At 41.2% G+C, this 15558-nt stretch carries 14 protein-coding genes; 10 read left to right on the top strand and 4 right to left on the bottom strand.

The window, feature by feature from the left end; all coding sequences use genetic code 11:
* The first annotated feature begins 26 nt into the window (after nucleotides 1-26).
* Genes Q4557_RS03385 through Q4557_RS03375 form a run of 3 tightly spaced genes read left to right on the top strand, consistent with a single transcriptional unit; the run spans nucleotide 27 to nucleotide 2660 of the window.
* Nucleotides 27-821, top strand: coding sequence for an ETEC_3214 domain-containing protein (locus tag Q4557_RS03385; RefSeq protein ID WP_303410671.1), 795 nt, complete (start codon nucleotides 27-29; stop codon nucleotides 819-821).
* A 10-nt stretch (nucleotides 822-831) separates the two neighbouring features.
* Nucleotides 832-2085 carry a transglycosylase SLT domain-containing protein gene (locus Q4557_RS03380; RefSeq protein WP_157936439.1) on the top strand — a complete coding sequence of 418 codons (1254 nt, stop codon included), beginning with the start codon at nucleotides 832-834 and terminating at the stop codon, nucleotides 2083-2085.
* Nucleotides 2082-2660, top strand: a complete 579-nt coding sequence (locus Q4557_RS03375) for an LPP20 family lipoprotein (RefSeq protein ID WP_241901119.1) — start codon at nucleotides 2082-2084, stop codon at nucleotides 2658-2660. The genes Q4557_RS03380 and Q4557_RS03375 overlap by 4 nt, the downstream gene beginning before the upstream one ends.
* A gap of 652 nt (nucleotides 2661-3312) precedes the next feature.
* On the opposite strand, the gene Q4557_RS03370 is transcribed toward Q4557_RS03375, so the two are convergent.
* Nucleotides 3313-4209: a LysR substrate-binding domain-containing protein gene (locus Q4557_RS03370; protein ID WP_303410668.1), complete on the bottom strand. Its 897-nt coding sequence runs from the start codon at nucleotides 4207-4209 to the stop codon at nucleotides 3313-3315.
* A 105-nt stretch (nucleotides 4210-4314) separates the two neighbouring features.
* On the opposite strand from Q4557_RS03370, the gene Q4557_RS03365 reads away from it, so the two are divergent.
* The 4 genes from Q4557_RS03365 (at nucleotide 4315) to Q4557_RS03350 (ending at nucleotide 10327) form a co-directional block, all read left to right on the top strand.
* On the top strand, nucleotides 4315-4776 hold the full coding sequence (locus Q4557_RS03365) for a CidA/LrgA family protein (RefSeq protein ID WP_303410666.1): 462 nt from the start codon (nucleotides 4315-4317) through the stop codon (nucleotides 4774-4776).
* Between the two features lies 1 nt (nucleotide 4777).
* The gene (locus Q4557_RS03360; protein WP_241904037.1) at nucleotides 4778-5509 is read left to right on the top strand and encodes an LrgB family protein; all 732 of its coding nucleotides are present in this window, start codon (nucleotides 4778-4780) and stop codon (nucleotides 5507-5509) included.
* 161 nt (nucleotides 5510-5670) lie between these two features.
* On the top strand, nucleotides 5671-6564 hold the full coding sequence (locus Q4557_RS03355) for a dienelactone hydrolase family protein (protein WP_102520779.1): 894 nt from the start codon (nucleotides 5671-5673) through the stop codon (nucleotides 6562-6564).
* Nucleotides 6565-7036: 472 nt separating this feature from the next.
* Nucleotides 7037-10327: an EAL domain-containing protein gene (locus tag Q4557_RS03350; RefSeq protein ID WP_303410660.1), complete on the top strand. Its 3291-nt coding sequence runs from the start codon at nucleotides 7037-7039 to the stop codon at nucleotides 10325-10327.
* Between the two features lie 134 nt (nucleotides 10328-10461).
* Here the strand turns inward: Q4557_RS03350 and Q4557_RS03345 are convergent, their stop codons facing one another.
* Together Q4557_RS03345 and Q4557_RS03340 are read right to left on the bottom strand one after the other, a co-directional pair.
* Nucleotides 10462-11457, bottom strand: a complete 996-nt coding sequence (locus Q4557_RS03345; protein ID WP_303410659.1) for a calcium/sodium antiporter — start codon at nucleotides 11455-11457, stop codon at nucleotides 10462-10464.
* A 365-nt stretch (nucleotides 11458-11822) separates the two neighbouring features.
* Nucleotides 11823-12257: a MarR family winged helix-turn-helix transcriptional regulator gene (locus Q4557_RS03340; RefSeq protein ID WP_102439129.1), complete on the bottom strand. Its 435-nt coding sequence runs from the start codon at nucleotides 12255-12257 to the stop codon at nucleotides 11823-11825.
* Between the two features lie 101 nt (nucleotides 12258-12358).
* On the opposite strand from Q4557_RS03340, the gene Q4557_RS03335 reads away from it, so the two are divergent.
* From Q4557_RS03335 to Q4557_RS03325, 3 genes are all read left to right on the top strand, one after another.
* Complete coding sequence (locus Q4557_RS03335; protein WP_303410656.1) at nucleotides 12359-13099, top strand: siderophore-interacting protein; 741 nt, start codon at nucleotides 12359-12361, stop codon at nucleotides 13097-13099.
* Between the two features lie 394 nt (nucleotides 13100-13493).
* A complete protein-coding gene (locus Q4557_RS03330) occupies nucleotides 13494-13703 on the top strand; it encodes a cold-shock protein (RefSeq protein ID WP_076539522.1) in 210 nt (69 codons plus the stop codon).
* Between the two features lie 446 nt (nucleotides 13704-14149).
* Complete coding sequence (locus tag Q4557_RS03325) at nucleotides 14150-14389, top strand: hypothetical protein (RefSeq protein ID WP_102477044.1); 240 nt, start codon at nucleotides 14150-14152, stop codon at nucleotides 14387-14389.
* A gap of 72 nt (nucleotides 14390-14461) precedes the next feature.
* Here Q4557_RS03325 and Q4557_RS03320 read toward each other — a convergent pair whose 3' ends face one another.
* Nucleotides 14462-15553, bottom strand: a complete 1092-nt coding sequence (locus Q4557_RS03320; protein ID WP_102531019.1) for a GGDEF domain-containing protein — start codon at nucleotides 15551-15553, stop codon at nucleotides 14462-14464.
* Nucleotides 15554-15558: the final 5 nt, after the last annotated feature.

Genomic DNA, 15558 nt, shown 5'->3' with positions numbered 1-15558 from the left:
AAACGTAAAGGATAAAAATTTAGCGAATGAATGCTCAAGATATTTTAAATAAAAACACCGTCAATACCGGTGGCCAGCCCAAGAAAAAAGGCTTTTTTGCTCGAGTCGCTTCAGGCTTTTTAGTGCTGATGGTGGTGCTAATGGGCTTGGGTAATTGGGCTGACACCAAGCAATTACTTACAGAGGGTTATCAAGCATTCATTACTCATTTTACTCACCAGATAGAGGATAAAAGAGTAGCAGCTTTGGATATTGGTAATTATCTTGAGTTTGTGCAGCAGAGTGTGGGTATTCCTCAGGTGATTAAAACCTCGAATTTAGATCCCAATATCGAATATCGTTATTATAAAGATCCTAAATATCTGCTGACGCTAATTAACAAAGAGCAGCGCATTGTGGGAATTGTGCTACATAGCTTACAACATGAAAATCCGTTACTTGCTGAGTTCACCCCAGCAGTACCTTTTACTGACCACTTACTTAAAGCCAATACCATTGCAGATATAACAGCTGATTCAAATTTATTTTTTTATGATTATCAAAATGTGAGTTACTACCTGCAATCTAAAGAATTAGGGGCACAGGGAATGTACTTAAATTTGTTGGCCGGTTTCACTGAATATGAACAAGCTCAAACAAATGCCACTTTAACCTTGAATGAGCTTGAACATGCAACGTTAGAAGACAATTCTGCAGAGGTAAGCCAATTAACACAAAAACTAGCGGCTTATACTGCTAATTTTTATGGCATTTCTGAGATTTCACCGCAATATATTGCAGATTCATTGCTGACAAAGTATGAATTCAATGCTTACTTTTAAGGACATAGTCATGCGTAAACTACTGCTACCAATGATACTTCTACCGTCTTTGGTACTCGCAACAGATGCCTCTTTTGATGAGTTTAAAAAAGGCTGGAAACAGCAGCAACAGGATTTCAGCCAACAAAGACAGCAAGAATATGACACATTTAGGCAGCAATACTTGGCAGAATATGATGCATTTCGTGGCCAACTGCTAGAGCAATGGGCTGCACCTGCGCAAAGCTCAATTGAGCAAGAAATTGTTTATAGTGACGATTTAAACAGCAGGATTATTGTTAACGAACAAGCCAATACGTTAACCATAGAGCAGCTTGTTGGGGATGATCCTTTAACGTCAGCAGAACTGGATAAAAGCAATACAGCGACGTTAGTAAAAATCGTCATCGACAATGACGATTCTTTTGAATTGTTACAGCAAACAACGCCAAAAATGATTCAGCAACCTCAAGTCGAAGCATCTGAAATTTTGCTAAAACAACAAATTATTGTGCAGCATGAGCAAGTCGTAAATAGCTTTGAGGCTGACGAAAGGCTTACTGAAACTGAGCTAAAGACTAAGAAGCAACAGCTTGATAAGCAACAGCAGTTACGAGTTAAAAACCTTGAAAAACAAGTAGAGCAAGTTAAAAAGAAGGATGTGAAGTATAAGAATATACAGTCGTATACGATTGCGTTACCTGACGACTATTTATATAAAAAGGCATCACCATATTTGGATTCGTTTAATACACAAGCCAGTGAGCAGCGACAAGAACTGGCTTTATTGTTAGCAATCTCCCATGCTGAGTCATCATTTAATCCAGAAGCAAAATCCCATATACCAGCCTTTGGCTTAATGCAGATTGTCCCGAGATCGGCAGGAATGGATGTGGCTAATAAGTTGCTTCAACAAGAAGCTGCTCCCACCGCAAACGAACTCTATCAGCCAGAAACAAATATTCTCTATGGAGCAGGCTATCTTTCGATATTATCTGAGCGCTACCTTAAGGGCATTATTGATCCTCAAAGTCGAAAATACTGCGTTATAGCGGCTTACAATACCGGTGCAGGTAATGTCGCTAAGGCATTTAATGGTGGTAGCAATCGCAATGTTAAACAAGCATTAGGGAAAATAAATACCATGTCTAGTGAGCAGGTTTATCACACTCTAATGCAAGATTTACCTTATTCTGAAACTAAGAATTACCTTAAAAAAGTTCGTAAATTAGAAGAGCAATACCAAGCAAAATTACCCACATGGAATGGAAACAGTAAATTATGATGAAGAAACATTTAATGATCGCTAGCACCCTTCTTTTAGTTGGTGCATGTAGTAGCACTCAAGAGCCTCAGTCGACACCGCTAGCTGAAAATGACAGTGTCCCGAGTTGGGTATTGATGCCGACACATGAAACAGGCTTAGCATCTTCAAGCTGTGTTCAGTGGAGCGGTAATATGGCTGCAAGTAGAGCACAAGCGATTGCCAACGCACGTGCAGATCTAGCTGCGCAAATAAACACTAAAGCAATGGTGATGGATAAGCTAGTTAACCAACAGCAACAAGAAGATGACACGACTACAAGTAGTTCAAGCTTTGCACAAGTAAGCAAACAGATTGCTGAACAAAGTCTTGTAGGCGCAATACCAAAAGAAGTCGCTTTTGCTCGTATTGATGATCAAAAACAATTGTGTGCATTAGTCATTATGGAAAATACTAAGCCTTTATTTGACAAGTTAATTAAAGAGTCTGGTAAAAAGCTAGATCCTAACGATGAAGCCGTACTTTATTCTGAATTTAAAACTCAAAAAGCGATGAAAGAGCTAGAAGCTGAACTTTCATCTGCAAAAAAGCTTTAATAAGTTTGCTATAAAGTCACTACTTATGATTCATCAGAAATGAGTTTCACCTTACTCGGTGAAACTCTGAGTATCAGTAACGGTACAGATATTGGCTATAGCTTTTAACTGGATCCTATTAAGTAATAGAAGGTCTTAGAATGTGATATAACATCTAAGACCGTATTCTATTGTAAATTGGCATCGTTATCTTGCCCTGATTCTTGCTAGTAAACTTGTTAGATTGGAAAGGCGAGAAATTCATAGCACATGAAGCTGCGGAAGATAATAAAAGGATGATGTCAACTCAACAGCTAATGAAGTTCTTTGAAACTTCAATCATGGGTATGGCCGTAAGGATAGCTGATGGAAATCAGAGCGTACTAGATTTCACGAGAATGCTAAAGTGTACATGTAAAGAAGCGAAAACTTTGTCATGGCTCTTATGTCATTGCGTGTTCGTTCACTGGCGCATCTTGGGTCAGTCGTGACTACTTTTAACAAGGTCTGCCAGAAAAAGCAAAAAGCCGCCGCTTGGCCCGGGTTTTCGTCCACTGCGGCATTACTCAATCACTTATGCCCTAAATTGTCTTTAGAATCGATCCATTTCTATTATCACTTTCAGGTTGTTTGATAGCGAGATATCTCATCTGAAATGATTCAACTTTAGCATTTAAAGCGCTAGCTGGTTTAGGTGCTCTTTAACCAGTTCAATCATGGCCATTGCGGCAAAAGATAATGGCTTGCCTTTACTCCAAAATAAATTCATCTTCCAGCTTAAATTGGTATCAATAAGTTCACGCTGCACCACGCCTTCCAGTTGATAACGCTCGGCAATAAACTTAGGTAATAACATTATCCCAGTGCCTGCAGCAACCAGCGCTATGCCAAACTCAGGTTGATTCACTAAGGTTGGGCTTTCTATGCTGATACCAGCCTGTTGATAAGCATTAATGACCATCTCATGCAGTGAAAACTCTGCTTCAAATAAGATATGCTCGCAGTTACCCAGTGCCTTGATGGATATTTGCGGCTGCTTTGCCAGCGGGTGCTGACTTGGCAGCACCACGACCATAGGCTCGGTATGAATTGCTATTCCTTCAAACTCTTGATTAAGCTCGATAATACCTGTTGCTAGCTCTATTTCGCCATTTTTTAATGCTAAGGTTTGTTGCACTCCACCGCGAACTAACAGCTGATTATTAATGTGTGGATAACGTTGCTGGTATTTGGCAATAATTGGCGCAAATAGCTCGGCGCTACCCAGTGGCGCTAAACCTAACTTTAATTCGCCTTTATCGAGTCCTTTAAGTAAAGCGATTTCATCAAACAGCGCTTGTTTAGTACTGAGTAACTGCTGCGCATAGTCATACACCAGCTGGCCGTAGCTGGTCAGGGTTATGGCTGTGCCGCGTTTACCACGGGTGAGTAGCGTAAGCTCAAGTTCAGCTTCCAATTGGGTGATGGATTTTGACAGCGCAGGTTGGCTAATATGGATTTTTTCTGCAGCGCGATTAAAGCCACCACAGTTTACGATGTCGACAAAATATTGCAGCGTTTTAAGATCCATAATTACATAACCATTAGTTATCTATTTGGTAAATAATATTCATTATTTTTATTTTTATTGCAAGGGTAAAATAGCCACATCGAAACGAATTTAATCTGATGTGTTATGACTTCCTCCCTGCTGTTTGTAAAACGAACTTCCCATTTGCTGTTACAAGTGGCTTTTTTGTGTGGGTTAGCTTTTAGCGCCCAATACTTGGTTGAGCTGTTAGCGTTACCCATACCAAGTAGTGTGATTGGCCTGATTTTTTTGTACAGCCTGCTGGCATTTAAGTGGTTACCTGAGCGGTTTGTCGCGGTGGGTGCAATGTGGTTAATTGGTGAATTATTGCTGTTTTTTATTCCTCCGGTTATCGCCTCAATCCATTATGCTCCTATGTTTGAAGAGTTTGGGGGTAGTTTGATGTTCACCTTAGTGCTGGGCAGTATTTCAGTGTTAGTGATCACCGGTTTTGTTATCGATAGGGTATTTAGATTCGAGCGCCGTAGAAACCGCGCAAGTCGCAAAAGAGCAACAAAAATGTTAGCAGATGCAGCGCTGGCAACGTCAGATACGGTGGGAGTTTAATATGCAGTTTCTTAGCTCATTGACCTTAATGACATCGCCATGGATGACATCACAAACCGCTGCGCTAATCTGTCTGCTAGCAACCTTAGTGGCTTATTTTACAAGTAAGTTTTTATACCGTCATTACCATTACTGGTGGTTGTCACCGATTATTTCAACACCGGCAAGTTTAATGGTATTGGTAGTGATTTTTTCAGTGCCGTTACCTACTTATTTTGTTTATAACCATTATCTTAGCGCTTTGCTTGCGCCAGCAACTATTGCCTTTGCGCTGCCCATATACCGTGAGCGTAAGTTAATTGGCCGTTATCCATTAACAATTAGCATTGGGGTGATTACTGGTTTGCTGGTGGGATTATTATCTTCATGGCTGATTGAGCAGTTTGTTTATTTACCGCCTGAGCTATCACACAGTTTACTGGTGCGTTCAGTATCAACCCCATTTGCTATTGAGGCAACTACCGCATTTGGCGGTGCACCTGATTTAACTGCAACCTTAGTATTAATTACTGGGGTGCTAGGCATGTTACTTTGCGGCCCTGTATTTAAATTAGCCAAAATTAAAAGCCCATTGGCAAAAGGTGCAGCTTTAGGCGGCGCTGCCCATGGTGTGGGCGCGGCCAAGGCGGCTGAAATTGGCCAAGAGGAAGGGGTTGTGGCCAGCCTAACCATGATTTTTACCGGTATTGCTATGGTGATTGGCGCGCCGTTATTTGCTTATGTTTTAGTGTAAATAAATCAACTGCTTTATGTTTGCTTTTTAAGCAAGCTTACCGCATATTAATTAGTCAAAATGGTTTTGATTGTTATTCTCATTTGTTTAGGTAAATGCTGCGATGAGTTAATAGTAATCAAGTCAATACACCAGCGCCGCTAATTTGATATGGGTAAAATATGAAAAATAATAATATTCCACAAGAAGCTTTTGATTGGTACGATGAATATGCCCATGGCGGTATGGACCGTCGTACTTTTATGAAAAAATTAACCGGTTTAGTGGCGCTGGGCTATTCCATGACAGTATTAACCAGTGCGCTATTACCTAATTATGCCTTAGCCGAGCAAGTGTCATTTAACGATAGTGACATTAAAGCCAGTTATCAGAACTTTGCGTCCCCCCAAGGCCATGGCGAAGGTCGAGGCTATTTAGTGTTACCCACCCAAGCTGTAGAAAACCCTGATAGTAAATTCCCTGTGGTATTGGTTATTCATGAAAATAGAGGTTTAAACCCTTACGTCAAAGATGTGGCCCGCAGGCTGGCTAAAGCAGGCTTTATTGCGTTTGCGCCTGATGCCTTGTTTCCGCTAGGTGGCTATCCTGGCAATGACGATGAAGGCAGATCCATGCAGCGCACCCTTGAGCGTGAAAAAATTCAATATGATTTTGTTGCCGCTGCTAAGTTTTTAAAATCACATCAGCAATCTAACGGTAAACTGGGGGCAGTAGGTTTTTGTTTTGGTGGCTATATGGTGAATTATTTAGCCGCGATAGAAAGCGATCTGATTGATGCCGGAGTTCCATTTTATGGTACGCCAGCGGCCAAAGCCTTACGGCCAAATATTAAGGCGCCACTGATGATCCAATTGGGTGAGCTTGATAAACGGGTTAATGCGTCATGGCCAGAATATGAAGCGGATTTAAAAGCGGCCAATGTCGATTACGTTATGCACATGTATCCCAATGCTAATCATGGTTTTCATAATGACTCTACCGGCCGTTATGATGAGAAAAATGCTGAACTTGCTTGGTCAAGAACCGTGGCATTTTTTGAAGCAAGACTAGCCTGAGTTGAGCGCTAAGCTGTGTGTGGGCATGTGTTAACTTGCCCACCTGCTCAGTGCTATTTTTCCAGAGTTCAGAGTCAGGTGAACTCTTTGCTGGGTTATCTTATCGGTTTGCATATTTTATTGGCAGTATATCCAAGCTATTCACACTCAGCTTGAATACATACTTGCCACAAATTGGCGTTATTTGACACTTTTTTAGATTAAACTAGCCTGGCTGATGGCGAAGGTGTTGTTATCTTCTATACTTTTATTATTCAGTGTTTTGGCTGCAAAGATAAAAAGTAGTTTTAGCGGTTTAAGTCGATTTTAATATCAGGGAAGAAGAGCAATTTTTAGATTCTAATAGCTTTAGTTATATTCCCCTCCCTGCGATGGCAATGCCGTTTATTTCTTAATCTCAGTACCAATAAATTCATGGTTTAAGTACAGCATTTAGCACCCTTTATCGACTGTTAGCGCTAAGGTTTACTGCATGTGGTTTGGTTTATTATCGCTCAGAAATTGTATCTATGCTTCGATGATGCGTCGTGCAGCAGTTGTGTGTGTGCTATTTGTCTTAGTGACTTTGTTAATCGTAAGCGTATCTAGCTCGTTCGCTGCTGCTTTATCTGCCCCCTTATCAGAGCCTAAATCTGAGCCTTTAGTTGAACGCTCTGTAAAAACCTCAGCACAGCTCAAAATAACCCAAATATCAGAATCGTTATCACTAGCGTCAACAAAAGCAGTGGATATCGTATATTTGCAGTTACGTTGGCATCATCAATTTCAATTCGCCGGCTATTATGCTGCGTTAGAAAAGGGTTTTTATCAAGAAGAAGGTCTTGAGGTTCGTTTGCTTGAAGGCGATCCGCAACGCTTACCGGTAGCCGAAGTGTTATCGGGTAATGCTTTATATGCAGTAGGTAACAGTGAGGTGCTATACCATCGCCTTTTAGGTGAACCACTTATTGCTTTGGCTGCTATCTTTCAGCATTCACCATCTATCTTGTTGACGTTAAAAGAGTCAGGAATACGCTCTGCCCATGACCTTATTGGCAGAAGAGTGATGCTGGCGAATAAGGATAAAGATGCAGGCTTTTTGACCATGTTAGTTAATGAAGGCATTTCCTTGTCACAGCTTGAGATCGTCCCCAGCAGCTTTCAGCTTGATGATTTAATCACGGGCAAGGTGGATGCTTTTAACTCTTATATTACCAATGAACCCTATGTACTTGCTCAAGCTAATGTCCCCTATGACATTATTGATCCAGTAAGCTACCGAGTTGATTTTTACAGTGATATTTTTTTCACTACTGAAGCTGAGTTAAATAATTATCCAAAACGTGTTGCGGCAATGAGGCGAGCGACCCTCAAAGGTTGGCGCTATGCCATGGACAACCCTGAAGAAATAGTCGATATATTAATGGCTAAGTATCAGGTTAATAAAACCCGTGAGCATTTGCTCTATGAAGCTAATGCAATGCAAAACTTGATTCTGCCTAATTTGATCCAAATTGGGCATATGAACTCTGATCGCTGGCAACATATGGCAAATACCTTTGCTAAGGCCAGTGTGGTCAATGATATTCGTCACCTTGATGGCTTTATTTATAATGATAGCCCTACATCAACTCCTAACTGGCTCTACCCGGTATTATCCATAGCGCTTTTTTTGGTGGTTTTAGCCAGTAGTATCACTCTCTATATGCACTTGTTTAATCGACGTTTGGCAGAGGCTAAAACGACTTTACAGCAAAGTGAGGAGCGCTTTAGGGCTCTTAGCGAAGCAACCTATGGCGGTATTGTTATCCATGATCAGGGCCGTATCCTTGAGTGTAATAATGGTTTATCCACTATTACTGGTTTCAGTTACTCAGAGCTCATTGGTATGGATGGTTTGAAATTAATCGCGAAAGAGTATCTTGAAACGGTAAAAATAAGAATGCATCAAGATGATAGAAATAGTTTTGAAGCTGAAGGCCTTCGCAAGGACGGAACACGATATCCGCTAAGCATTAAGGGAAAAAATATTACTTATAAAGGCTGTAATGCACGAGTTATTGAAGTTATTGATATTAGTAATAATAAAAAAATTGAAGATCAACTCAAACTCGCAGCCAGTGTTTTTACTCATGCCCGTGAGGGCATCATGATCACCGACATTAATGGGGTTATTATTGATGTTAACGCCACTTTTAGCGCGATTACCGGTTATGAGCGAGAAGAAGTCATTGGCAGAAACCCACGTTTTTTAAACTCAGGTAGGCACAACAGCGAGTTCTTCAACAGGATGTGGGCATCGTTATTACAACATAAGCAGTGGTCAGGCGAGCTGTGGAATAAGCGTAAAAATGGCGACATATTTGCCGAGCTAATCACCATTAGTGCGGTTACAGATTCCGAGGGGCAAACCCAAAACTATGTCGCACTGTTTTCAGATATCACCTCAATGAAGCGCCATCAACAACAACTAGAACACATTGCCCATTATGATCCGCTAACAGGGTTAGCCAATCGGGTAATGCTGGCGGAACGACTGGATCATGCAATGAGTCAGAGCATCAGACGCGGAAAATTTTTAGCCGTGGCTTACCTTGATTTAGATGGATTCAAAGCCGTTAATGACACCTATGGCCATAATGTCGGTGACGAGTTGCTAATTACTTTGTCGCAGTTAATGAGCGAAACTCTGCGAGATGGAGACATTCTGGCCCGTATTGGTGGTGATGAATTTATTGCTTTACTGGTGGATTTAGAAAGCATGCACGATTGTGAGTTGGTTCTAGAGCGGATGCTAGAGATAGCAAGTTGTCCGATTAAAGCTGCTGGAGCCATTTTGCAGGTGTCTGCCAGTATTGGCGTTACCTTGTACCCTCAAGATGGTGTGAGTGCAGATCAACTGATACGCCATGCCGACCAGGCCATGTATATAGCTAAACAAAGTGGCAAAAACCGCTATCACCTGTTTGATGTCAATAAAGACAAATCCTTACAAAGCACCCTTGAGGTGATTGATGATATTCAGCGGGGGATTGAGCAAGATGAGTTTGTTTTATATTACCAGCCGAAAGTGAATATGAAATTAGGCACTGTGATCGGTTGTGAGGCGTTGATCCGTTGGCAGCACCCAGAGAAAGGCTTGCTATTACCTGGGGAGTTTCTTCCTTTTATTGATAATCATTCCATCAGTGTCACTTTGGGATATTGGGTTATTGATACCGCGCTTTCACAGATGTATTCATGGACCCTTGCTGGCTTTGATATTGCTGTCAGCGTTAATATTGACGCCTTACAATTACAACAAAAAGATTTTACTGCCAAACTCTCAGCAGCATTAGCGCAGCGACCGTTGATTAAACCGAGTTCATTGGAGCTTGAGATACTAGAAACCAGCGCGCTGGGGGATATGGGGCAAGTGCTGGCGACAATGGAGCAATGCATTAATATTGGCGTCAGCTTTGCACTTGATGACTTTGGCACAGGGTTTTCATCACTCACTTACCTTAAACGTTTACCTGCCAACCTACTGAAGATTGATCGGAGTTTTGTCAAAGGCATGCTGATTGATATTGATGACCGCGCCATTGTGATGGGGGTGATTAGTTTATCGCGGGCTTTTCATCGCCAAGTTATTGCTGAAGGTGTTGAAACCATCGAACATGGAACCCAGCTATTGTCTATGGGCTGCATGCTAGCGCAAGGTTATGGTATTGCACGGCCAATGCCTGCTGAGCAATTACCAATGTGGGCAGAGAGTTGGAAGCCTGATAGCGCTTGGCAGTAATCAAGAAAATACAGAATAGGAATGAGAAGGTTAAGTAAGCGAAGAGTAAAGGTCAGTGGAGCACTCGAACCCCACTGTTATTTGTCTTTTGTTTACCTAGCCAATGGTTACCTAGTTAATATTTACCTAGCTAACTAGGCCTGCATTGTCACAGCGCCGAGATAAAGCATATAGCCACTAAAGCTCACTAAACACAGCGCCCCCGCAGTGCGGCCAAAGGTATAACTTTTTTCAGTAGCAGGGATGTTTCTTTGTTTAAAATAAGTAACCATAAATGCCACAGCGACGATAGCGGTGAGTAACAGCATCATAGGGTAATCACGGGCGACCAATAATTCTGGTAATGGCTGCTTGTCACCTAACAGCGCAGGGAAGGCAATCACCCCAAGTATATTGAAAATATTTGAACCAATCACAGTTGCAAATACCATGTCATGCATACCGCGGCGCACTCCAGCAATGGCTGCTGCTAACTCTGGTAAACTGGTACCAAAGGCAATAACGGTTAGCCCAATGATTAACTCACTGATCCCGGCAGCTTTAGCCAGTTCTACAGCGCCCCAAACCATCAGTTGTGAGGCGGCTAACAGCACACTTAGCATTAATAGCGTTTCCACAGCAGAGCGGCTTTTAGATATTCCTAAAAACTCAACTTCTTCTGCGTCAGCTTCGCCTTTACCCACTAAAAAGGCTAGGTAACCACAATATGCCGCTAACGCTACTAGTAGTAATAAGCCATCTTGGAAGTCTAAATTGCCGTCTGACATTAACAGGGCGCAAAATAAGATTGCCGCGATTAAGATAGGTAAATCCCGACGAATGAAATGGACTTTAATGGATAACGGCACGAGTAAAGCACAAATGCCAAGCACTAATCCTATATTAACGATATTAGAGCCAATACCATTACCAATAGCGAGTTCGCCAGCACCATTTAGGGCTGCGATAGAGGACACGAGAAGTTCTGGAGCTGAGGTGCCAAAAGCCACCACAGTCATACCGATAAAGGACATAGAGACTTTGCAATGCTTAGCCAGAGTCGCAGAACTTGCGATCAACCGGTCGGCACTGACAGATAAAGCGATAAGACCTGCAACGAGTGCAAGTAAAGGTAAAAATAATGACAACATAATATAACGCACTGCAAGGGCTGGTTGTGTTAAGACACGAAAAACCCACGCCCAGCCCTAGCTATATGCGTGTGGTCATTCGAGTCTCGCCAGACGCTTAATGCTAAGCGTTGATTGCACCATGGTCTTCGACCAATTATGTTGACACAACCTCCTGTCGTGGTGACAGAACGGCTACTCCCTCAAATTTGGGCGCATTTTAATCTGTTATTCGATTCGTTTCAATAGCAAATTTGTGGCTAATCGCGTCAAAGCTACTGCCAAGTATTTAGCACTGATATCGCTCGGCTTACAAGCCTTAGTGCTAGGAGAGACTTGTCATGCTAAAAACCGGCTAAGATAAAGGCAACTAACTAAAAGGCCGCTTATTCTTCATTGTCATTAAGGTTATTAAAGAGCGCATCAGCAATGCGTGTAAATGTGGCCAAGTCTTCAACTGGCAGGTTTCGCAGCATTTTTTGATTCACATCGTTTTGGGTTTTTGCAATCAGTACAGCGAGTTTTTTACCGTCTGCAGTCAGTGATAATATCTGACTTCTTTTATCTTCTGGGTTTGCCGTTTTCGTTAGCCATTGGTTATCCATCATTTCTTTTATTAACCGAGCAATTTGTGCTTTATCTCTGGCTAAAAGGTTAACGATATCGTTTGCGGTGCAAGTGTGACTGTTGTTAATCAAGCTAAGGCATTTAACATGCATGGCATTTAAGCCAATTTCATTAGCCTTAAGAGAAGATCGCATGGCTAAACGGTATGAATGTGCGATGTTAAAAATCGCATCAGAAATGGATAAGTGACTCATTTTTGGTTGGTCCTGATAATTAGTTGACTTAGTCAACAATGCTAACTATAGTTGACCTTATCAACTTACTAGCTTTTTTTCAAGTCGAAGAGGATGTCTCTATGAAGCCTAGAAAGCCCAATTTGCGCTCTGTACAGGTTGCAGAGATTATTGAGCTGTCGTCTCATTTACGTCGAATTATCTTTAGCGGAACCAGTTTACAAGGTTTTCCGCAGGGGCTTGAAGGCGCGCACGTTAAAGTGTTTTTGCCATCGACGGGCGATGAAGCGCAAAAAATGCGTTCGTACACGATTCGTTTTTTTAACCCACACACTAACCAGCTAGGGTTAGATTTTGTGATTAACCGTCACCAAGGTCCTGCCACCAGTTGGGCAAAAAAGGCAAAAGTGGGCGACCGTATTAGTATAGCGGGCCCAGGTTTGATGAAATTAACTGACTTTAATCACCATAGTTACTTGCTGGTGGGGGATATCACCTCTGTAAATGCCATAAATGGTTACGTGCCTAGATTTAATCCTGATGCCCAATTAAAGGCCATTATTAGCGTGCCTACCCGTGCTGATATCATTGAGATGGATTATGACGATTCAAAAAATACTCATTGGTTTATTGAAGATGAGTCAACAATAACCCTTGAGCAACAAGTACAACTAATCGCTAAAGACTTACCCAAGGATAGTCATGTCTTTATGGGGCTAGAAGCTGGTCAAATACGCGCTTTGAAGCCCGTATTACAACAACAGCTTGGTTTTGAAAGGCTTAACATCTTTGCTGTTGGCTATTGGAAGCAAGGGATTGATGCTGATCGTTTCGGGGCGTTGAAAAAAGTTAATCCACTGTAAATATCCATGATAACCGTCATAGCCAAGTGACAAGCTATATTATTATCAATCACAGCTAAACCATAGCAGCCAGAGCTATAATTACTGCTAAGCATAAGTATATTAGCGATTAATTGTGCTATATACCTGTTAGTCAGTGGTCAGATATCTGGCTGTTTTGATATTTAAATAAAATAATACCTTTACAATTTTTTAAACTAATGTAAGATTCACCTCGCTCTGACATTCAGAGTTATTAATGAAACATCAAGTAAAAGTAAAGCCTCAGAATTCTACGTTATCGTTGTTCCTCTGTGTTTCCCTTAGCTTCATCGTCACATTAAATAATTCAGCTCTCAGCGCATCGCATTTTCGCGATAAATTTTTTAATTCTTAATTATATAAGGGACACATTATGTCTAACACTACTGGTATCGTAAAATGGTTTAACGAAGACAAAGGTTTCGGCTTCATCACTCAAGACAATGGCGGCGCAGATGTATTCGTACATTTCCGTGCTATCGCTTCTGAAGGTTTCAAAACTTTAGCTGAAGGCCAAAAAGTTTCTTTCGATTTAGAGCAAGGTCAAAAAGGCCCACAAGCAGCTAACGTAGTTGCTATCTAATTTGAAAGTCGACGTCACTGGCTAGCCAGTACGTTACTTCAAATAATTACGCTTTTAGGTTTACCTATTTATCGTAATTATTAAAAGAGCGAACCTTTGGGTTCGCTTTTTTGTGTCTGAAATTCAAGGTATAACGATCTGTGTATCACATCAAGGCGCTTAAGCTTAGAAACTAAAAATGCTGCAACTAAAGCGCTAGCTGGAACGCATTTAATCTTCTAAGCCTGGTAGCCTTTTTTGGCTTTAAGAGAGCTATTTTAATAAAAGCTAAAAGCTTAGCTGGTTAACCCATCTTTTGTCAGAATAAGCTCTTTAACTGCTTGGTAATATTTAACGTAACCTGTGCCGCGACACTCACTGACAATGGTGGCATAATTTAGCTATATATTGACTACAATGTCGGTGTGCTATGCCAAGGTGTGTACCATTAAGCTGAGGAGAATTAAGTGAGCAATAGACAATTAATACTACTGCTTAGAACCAGTATTACCATTGGTATTTGCTTAATTTTACTTGGGATTTATTTACACAACTTTAATGATACCGTAGCCGCAATGGGCGTTAAGGGAATTATCATCAGCTCGATGTGTGTCGCTTTTGGCATGGTGCTGTCACTGCCAACTAAAATGTATTTAACCTTTATTTTGGTTGCTAGAGAAGCAAATAAAAAAGACTCATCCGAATGATGCTATCTGGCGGTGAGCGCAAGTTCATTCTCAGCCTCAACTGCAACTTTTGCCTCAAGCTTAACTTAAGTCTTATTCTTCACAAGATACCTTTTGGCGACACACTTGGTTTCTACCGGCTTTTTTCGCTTGGTACAAACAGCGATCGGCTAAGGTTAAAAGCTTGGTTTTATTAACTAGGTGACGCTGATTGGCACTAACACTTACCACCCCAGCGGATGCTGACAGAAACCCGGTTGCTGAATCACTATGCTCAATCTCGAGCCGTTTAAGCTGCATGGGGAGATCTTCAAGCCAGTGCTTATTTTGATTTGAACTGACAGAAACCAAAATAAATTCTTCGCCACCAAAGCGCACCACCATATCGGCACCTTGGTTTGAAAGTAACTGGGCAAAGCTGACCAAGGCTTTATCGCCCATTAAATGCCCGTAGCGGTCATTATATTTTTTAAAGTGGTCAATATCGATCATCGCCAATGAAAGGTACTGCCCCTGTTTTAAATTGTGTAACAGAGTCGAGAATTGCTTATCGAAATTATAGCGATTATGAATCCCTGTTAACTTATCAGTTTGCGCTTTTTGTGTTTGAATTAACTCGTATTTATATTGTTTTCTCAGCAGTACATCCGTTTGATATTGCATCGCGGTCATGATAGCAACTGTTATCACATAGAAGTTTATACTCCAAATGATATCCACCTCGGTGTTGAATTGGATTATAAGCAGAGCAACACCCAGTAACAGCCAAATAATGAACTTTTGACCTAAGTGAAGTATGGGAATGGCTGTAATAAAAATGGCTGACAGCATAGGGCCGCCTTCATGGAGCTCTTGATGGTTAATAGCATAGCTATAAAAGAATAAACCATTGATGAGGGTAAACAGCACCGCAAAAAATAACAGTATCGAATCAAGGTAACAGGTGGCTGATTTTTTAATACTGAAAATCATTACCATTGCAATTAGGAGGCTGACAATACGGGTTAAGATGTCGGCGAAAGTATAATTAGTGGCTGCAAATGAAGATAGGGTAAAAAATAGCAACACCGTAATTAAGATGTAACTCATCATTACTGCATTTGTGCGTGAGCGTTGATTTAAAGATTGTTGAAATGATAGTTCTGCCTCTTTATCTAACACCCACTTAGCAGGTAACCATTTCATTATTG

Origin of the sequence: Shewanella sp. 5_MG-2023 (genome assembly GCF_030547465.1) — a bacterium.
Lineage (GTDB): Bacteria > Pseudomonadota > Gammaproteobacteria > Enterobacterales > Shewanellaceae > Shewanella.
The sequence above is the reverse complement of the archived record's forward strand: the minus strand, read 5'-3'. Positions and strand labels throughout refer to the sequence as shown.

Coding starts and splice junctions, on each gene's coding strand:
- Q4557_RS03385 (WP_303410671.1), top strand. CDS start 27: ATGAATGCTCAAGATATTTTAAATAAAAACACCGTCAATACCGGTGGC.
- Q4557_RS03380 (WP_157936439.1), top strand. CDS start 832: ATGCGTAAACTACTGCTACCAATGATACTTCTACCGTCTTTGGTACTC.
- Q4557_RS03375 (WP_241901119.1), top strand. CDS start 2,082: ATGATGAAGAAACATTTAATGATCGCTAGCACCCTTCTTTTAGTTGGT.
- Q4557_RS03370 (WP_303410668.1), bottom strand. CDS start 4,209: ATGGATCTTAAAACGCTGCAATATTTTGTCGACATCGTAAACTGTGGT.
- Q4557_RS03365 (WP_303410666.1), top strand. CDS start 4,315: ATGACTTCCTCCCTGCTGTTTGTAAAACGAACTTCCCATTTGCTGTTA.
- Q4557_RS03360 (WP_241904037.1), top strand. CDS start 4,778: ATGCAGTTTCTTAGCTCATTGACCTTAATGACATCGCCATGGATGACA.
- Q4557_RS03355 (WP_102520779.1), top strand. CDS start 5,671: ATGAAAAATAATAATATTCCACAAGAAGCTTTTGATTGGTACGATGAA.
- Q4557_RS03350 (WP_303410660.1), top strand. CDS start 7,037: ATGTGGTTTGGTTTATTATCGCTCAGAAATTGTATCTATGCTTCGATG.
- Q4557_RS03345 (WP_303410659.1), bottom strand. CDS start 11,457: ATGTTGTCATTATTTTTACCTTTACTTGCACTCGTTGCAGGTCTTATC.
- Q4557_RS03340 (WP_102439129.1), bottom strand. CDS start 12,257: ATGAGTCACTTATCCATTTCTGATGCGATTTTTAACATCGCACATTCA.
- Q4557_RS03335 (WP_303410656.1), top strand. CDS start 12,359: ATGAAGCCTAGAAAGCCCAATTTGCGCTCTGTACAGGTTGCAGAGATT.
- Q4557_RS03330 (WP_076539522.1), top strand. CDS start 13,494: ATGTCTAACACTACTGGTATCGTAAAATGGTTTAACGAAGACAAAGGT.
- Q4557_RS03320 (WP_102531019.1), bottom strand. CDS start 15,553: ATGAAATGGTTACCTGCTAAGTGGGTGTTAGATAAAGAGGCAGAACTA.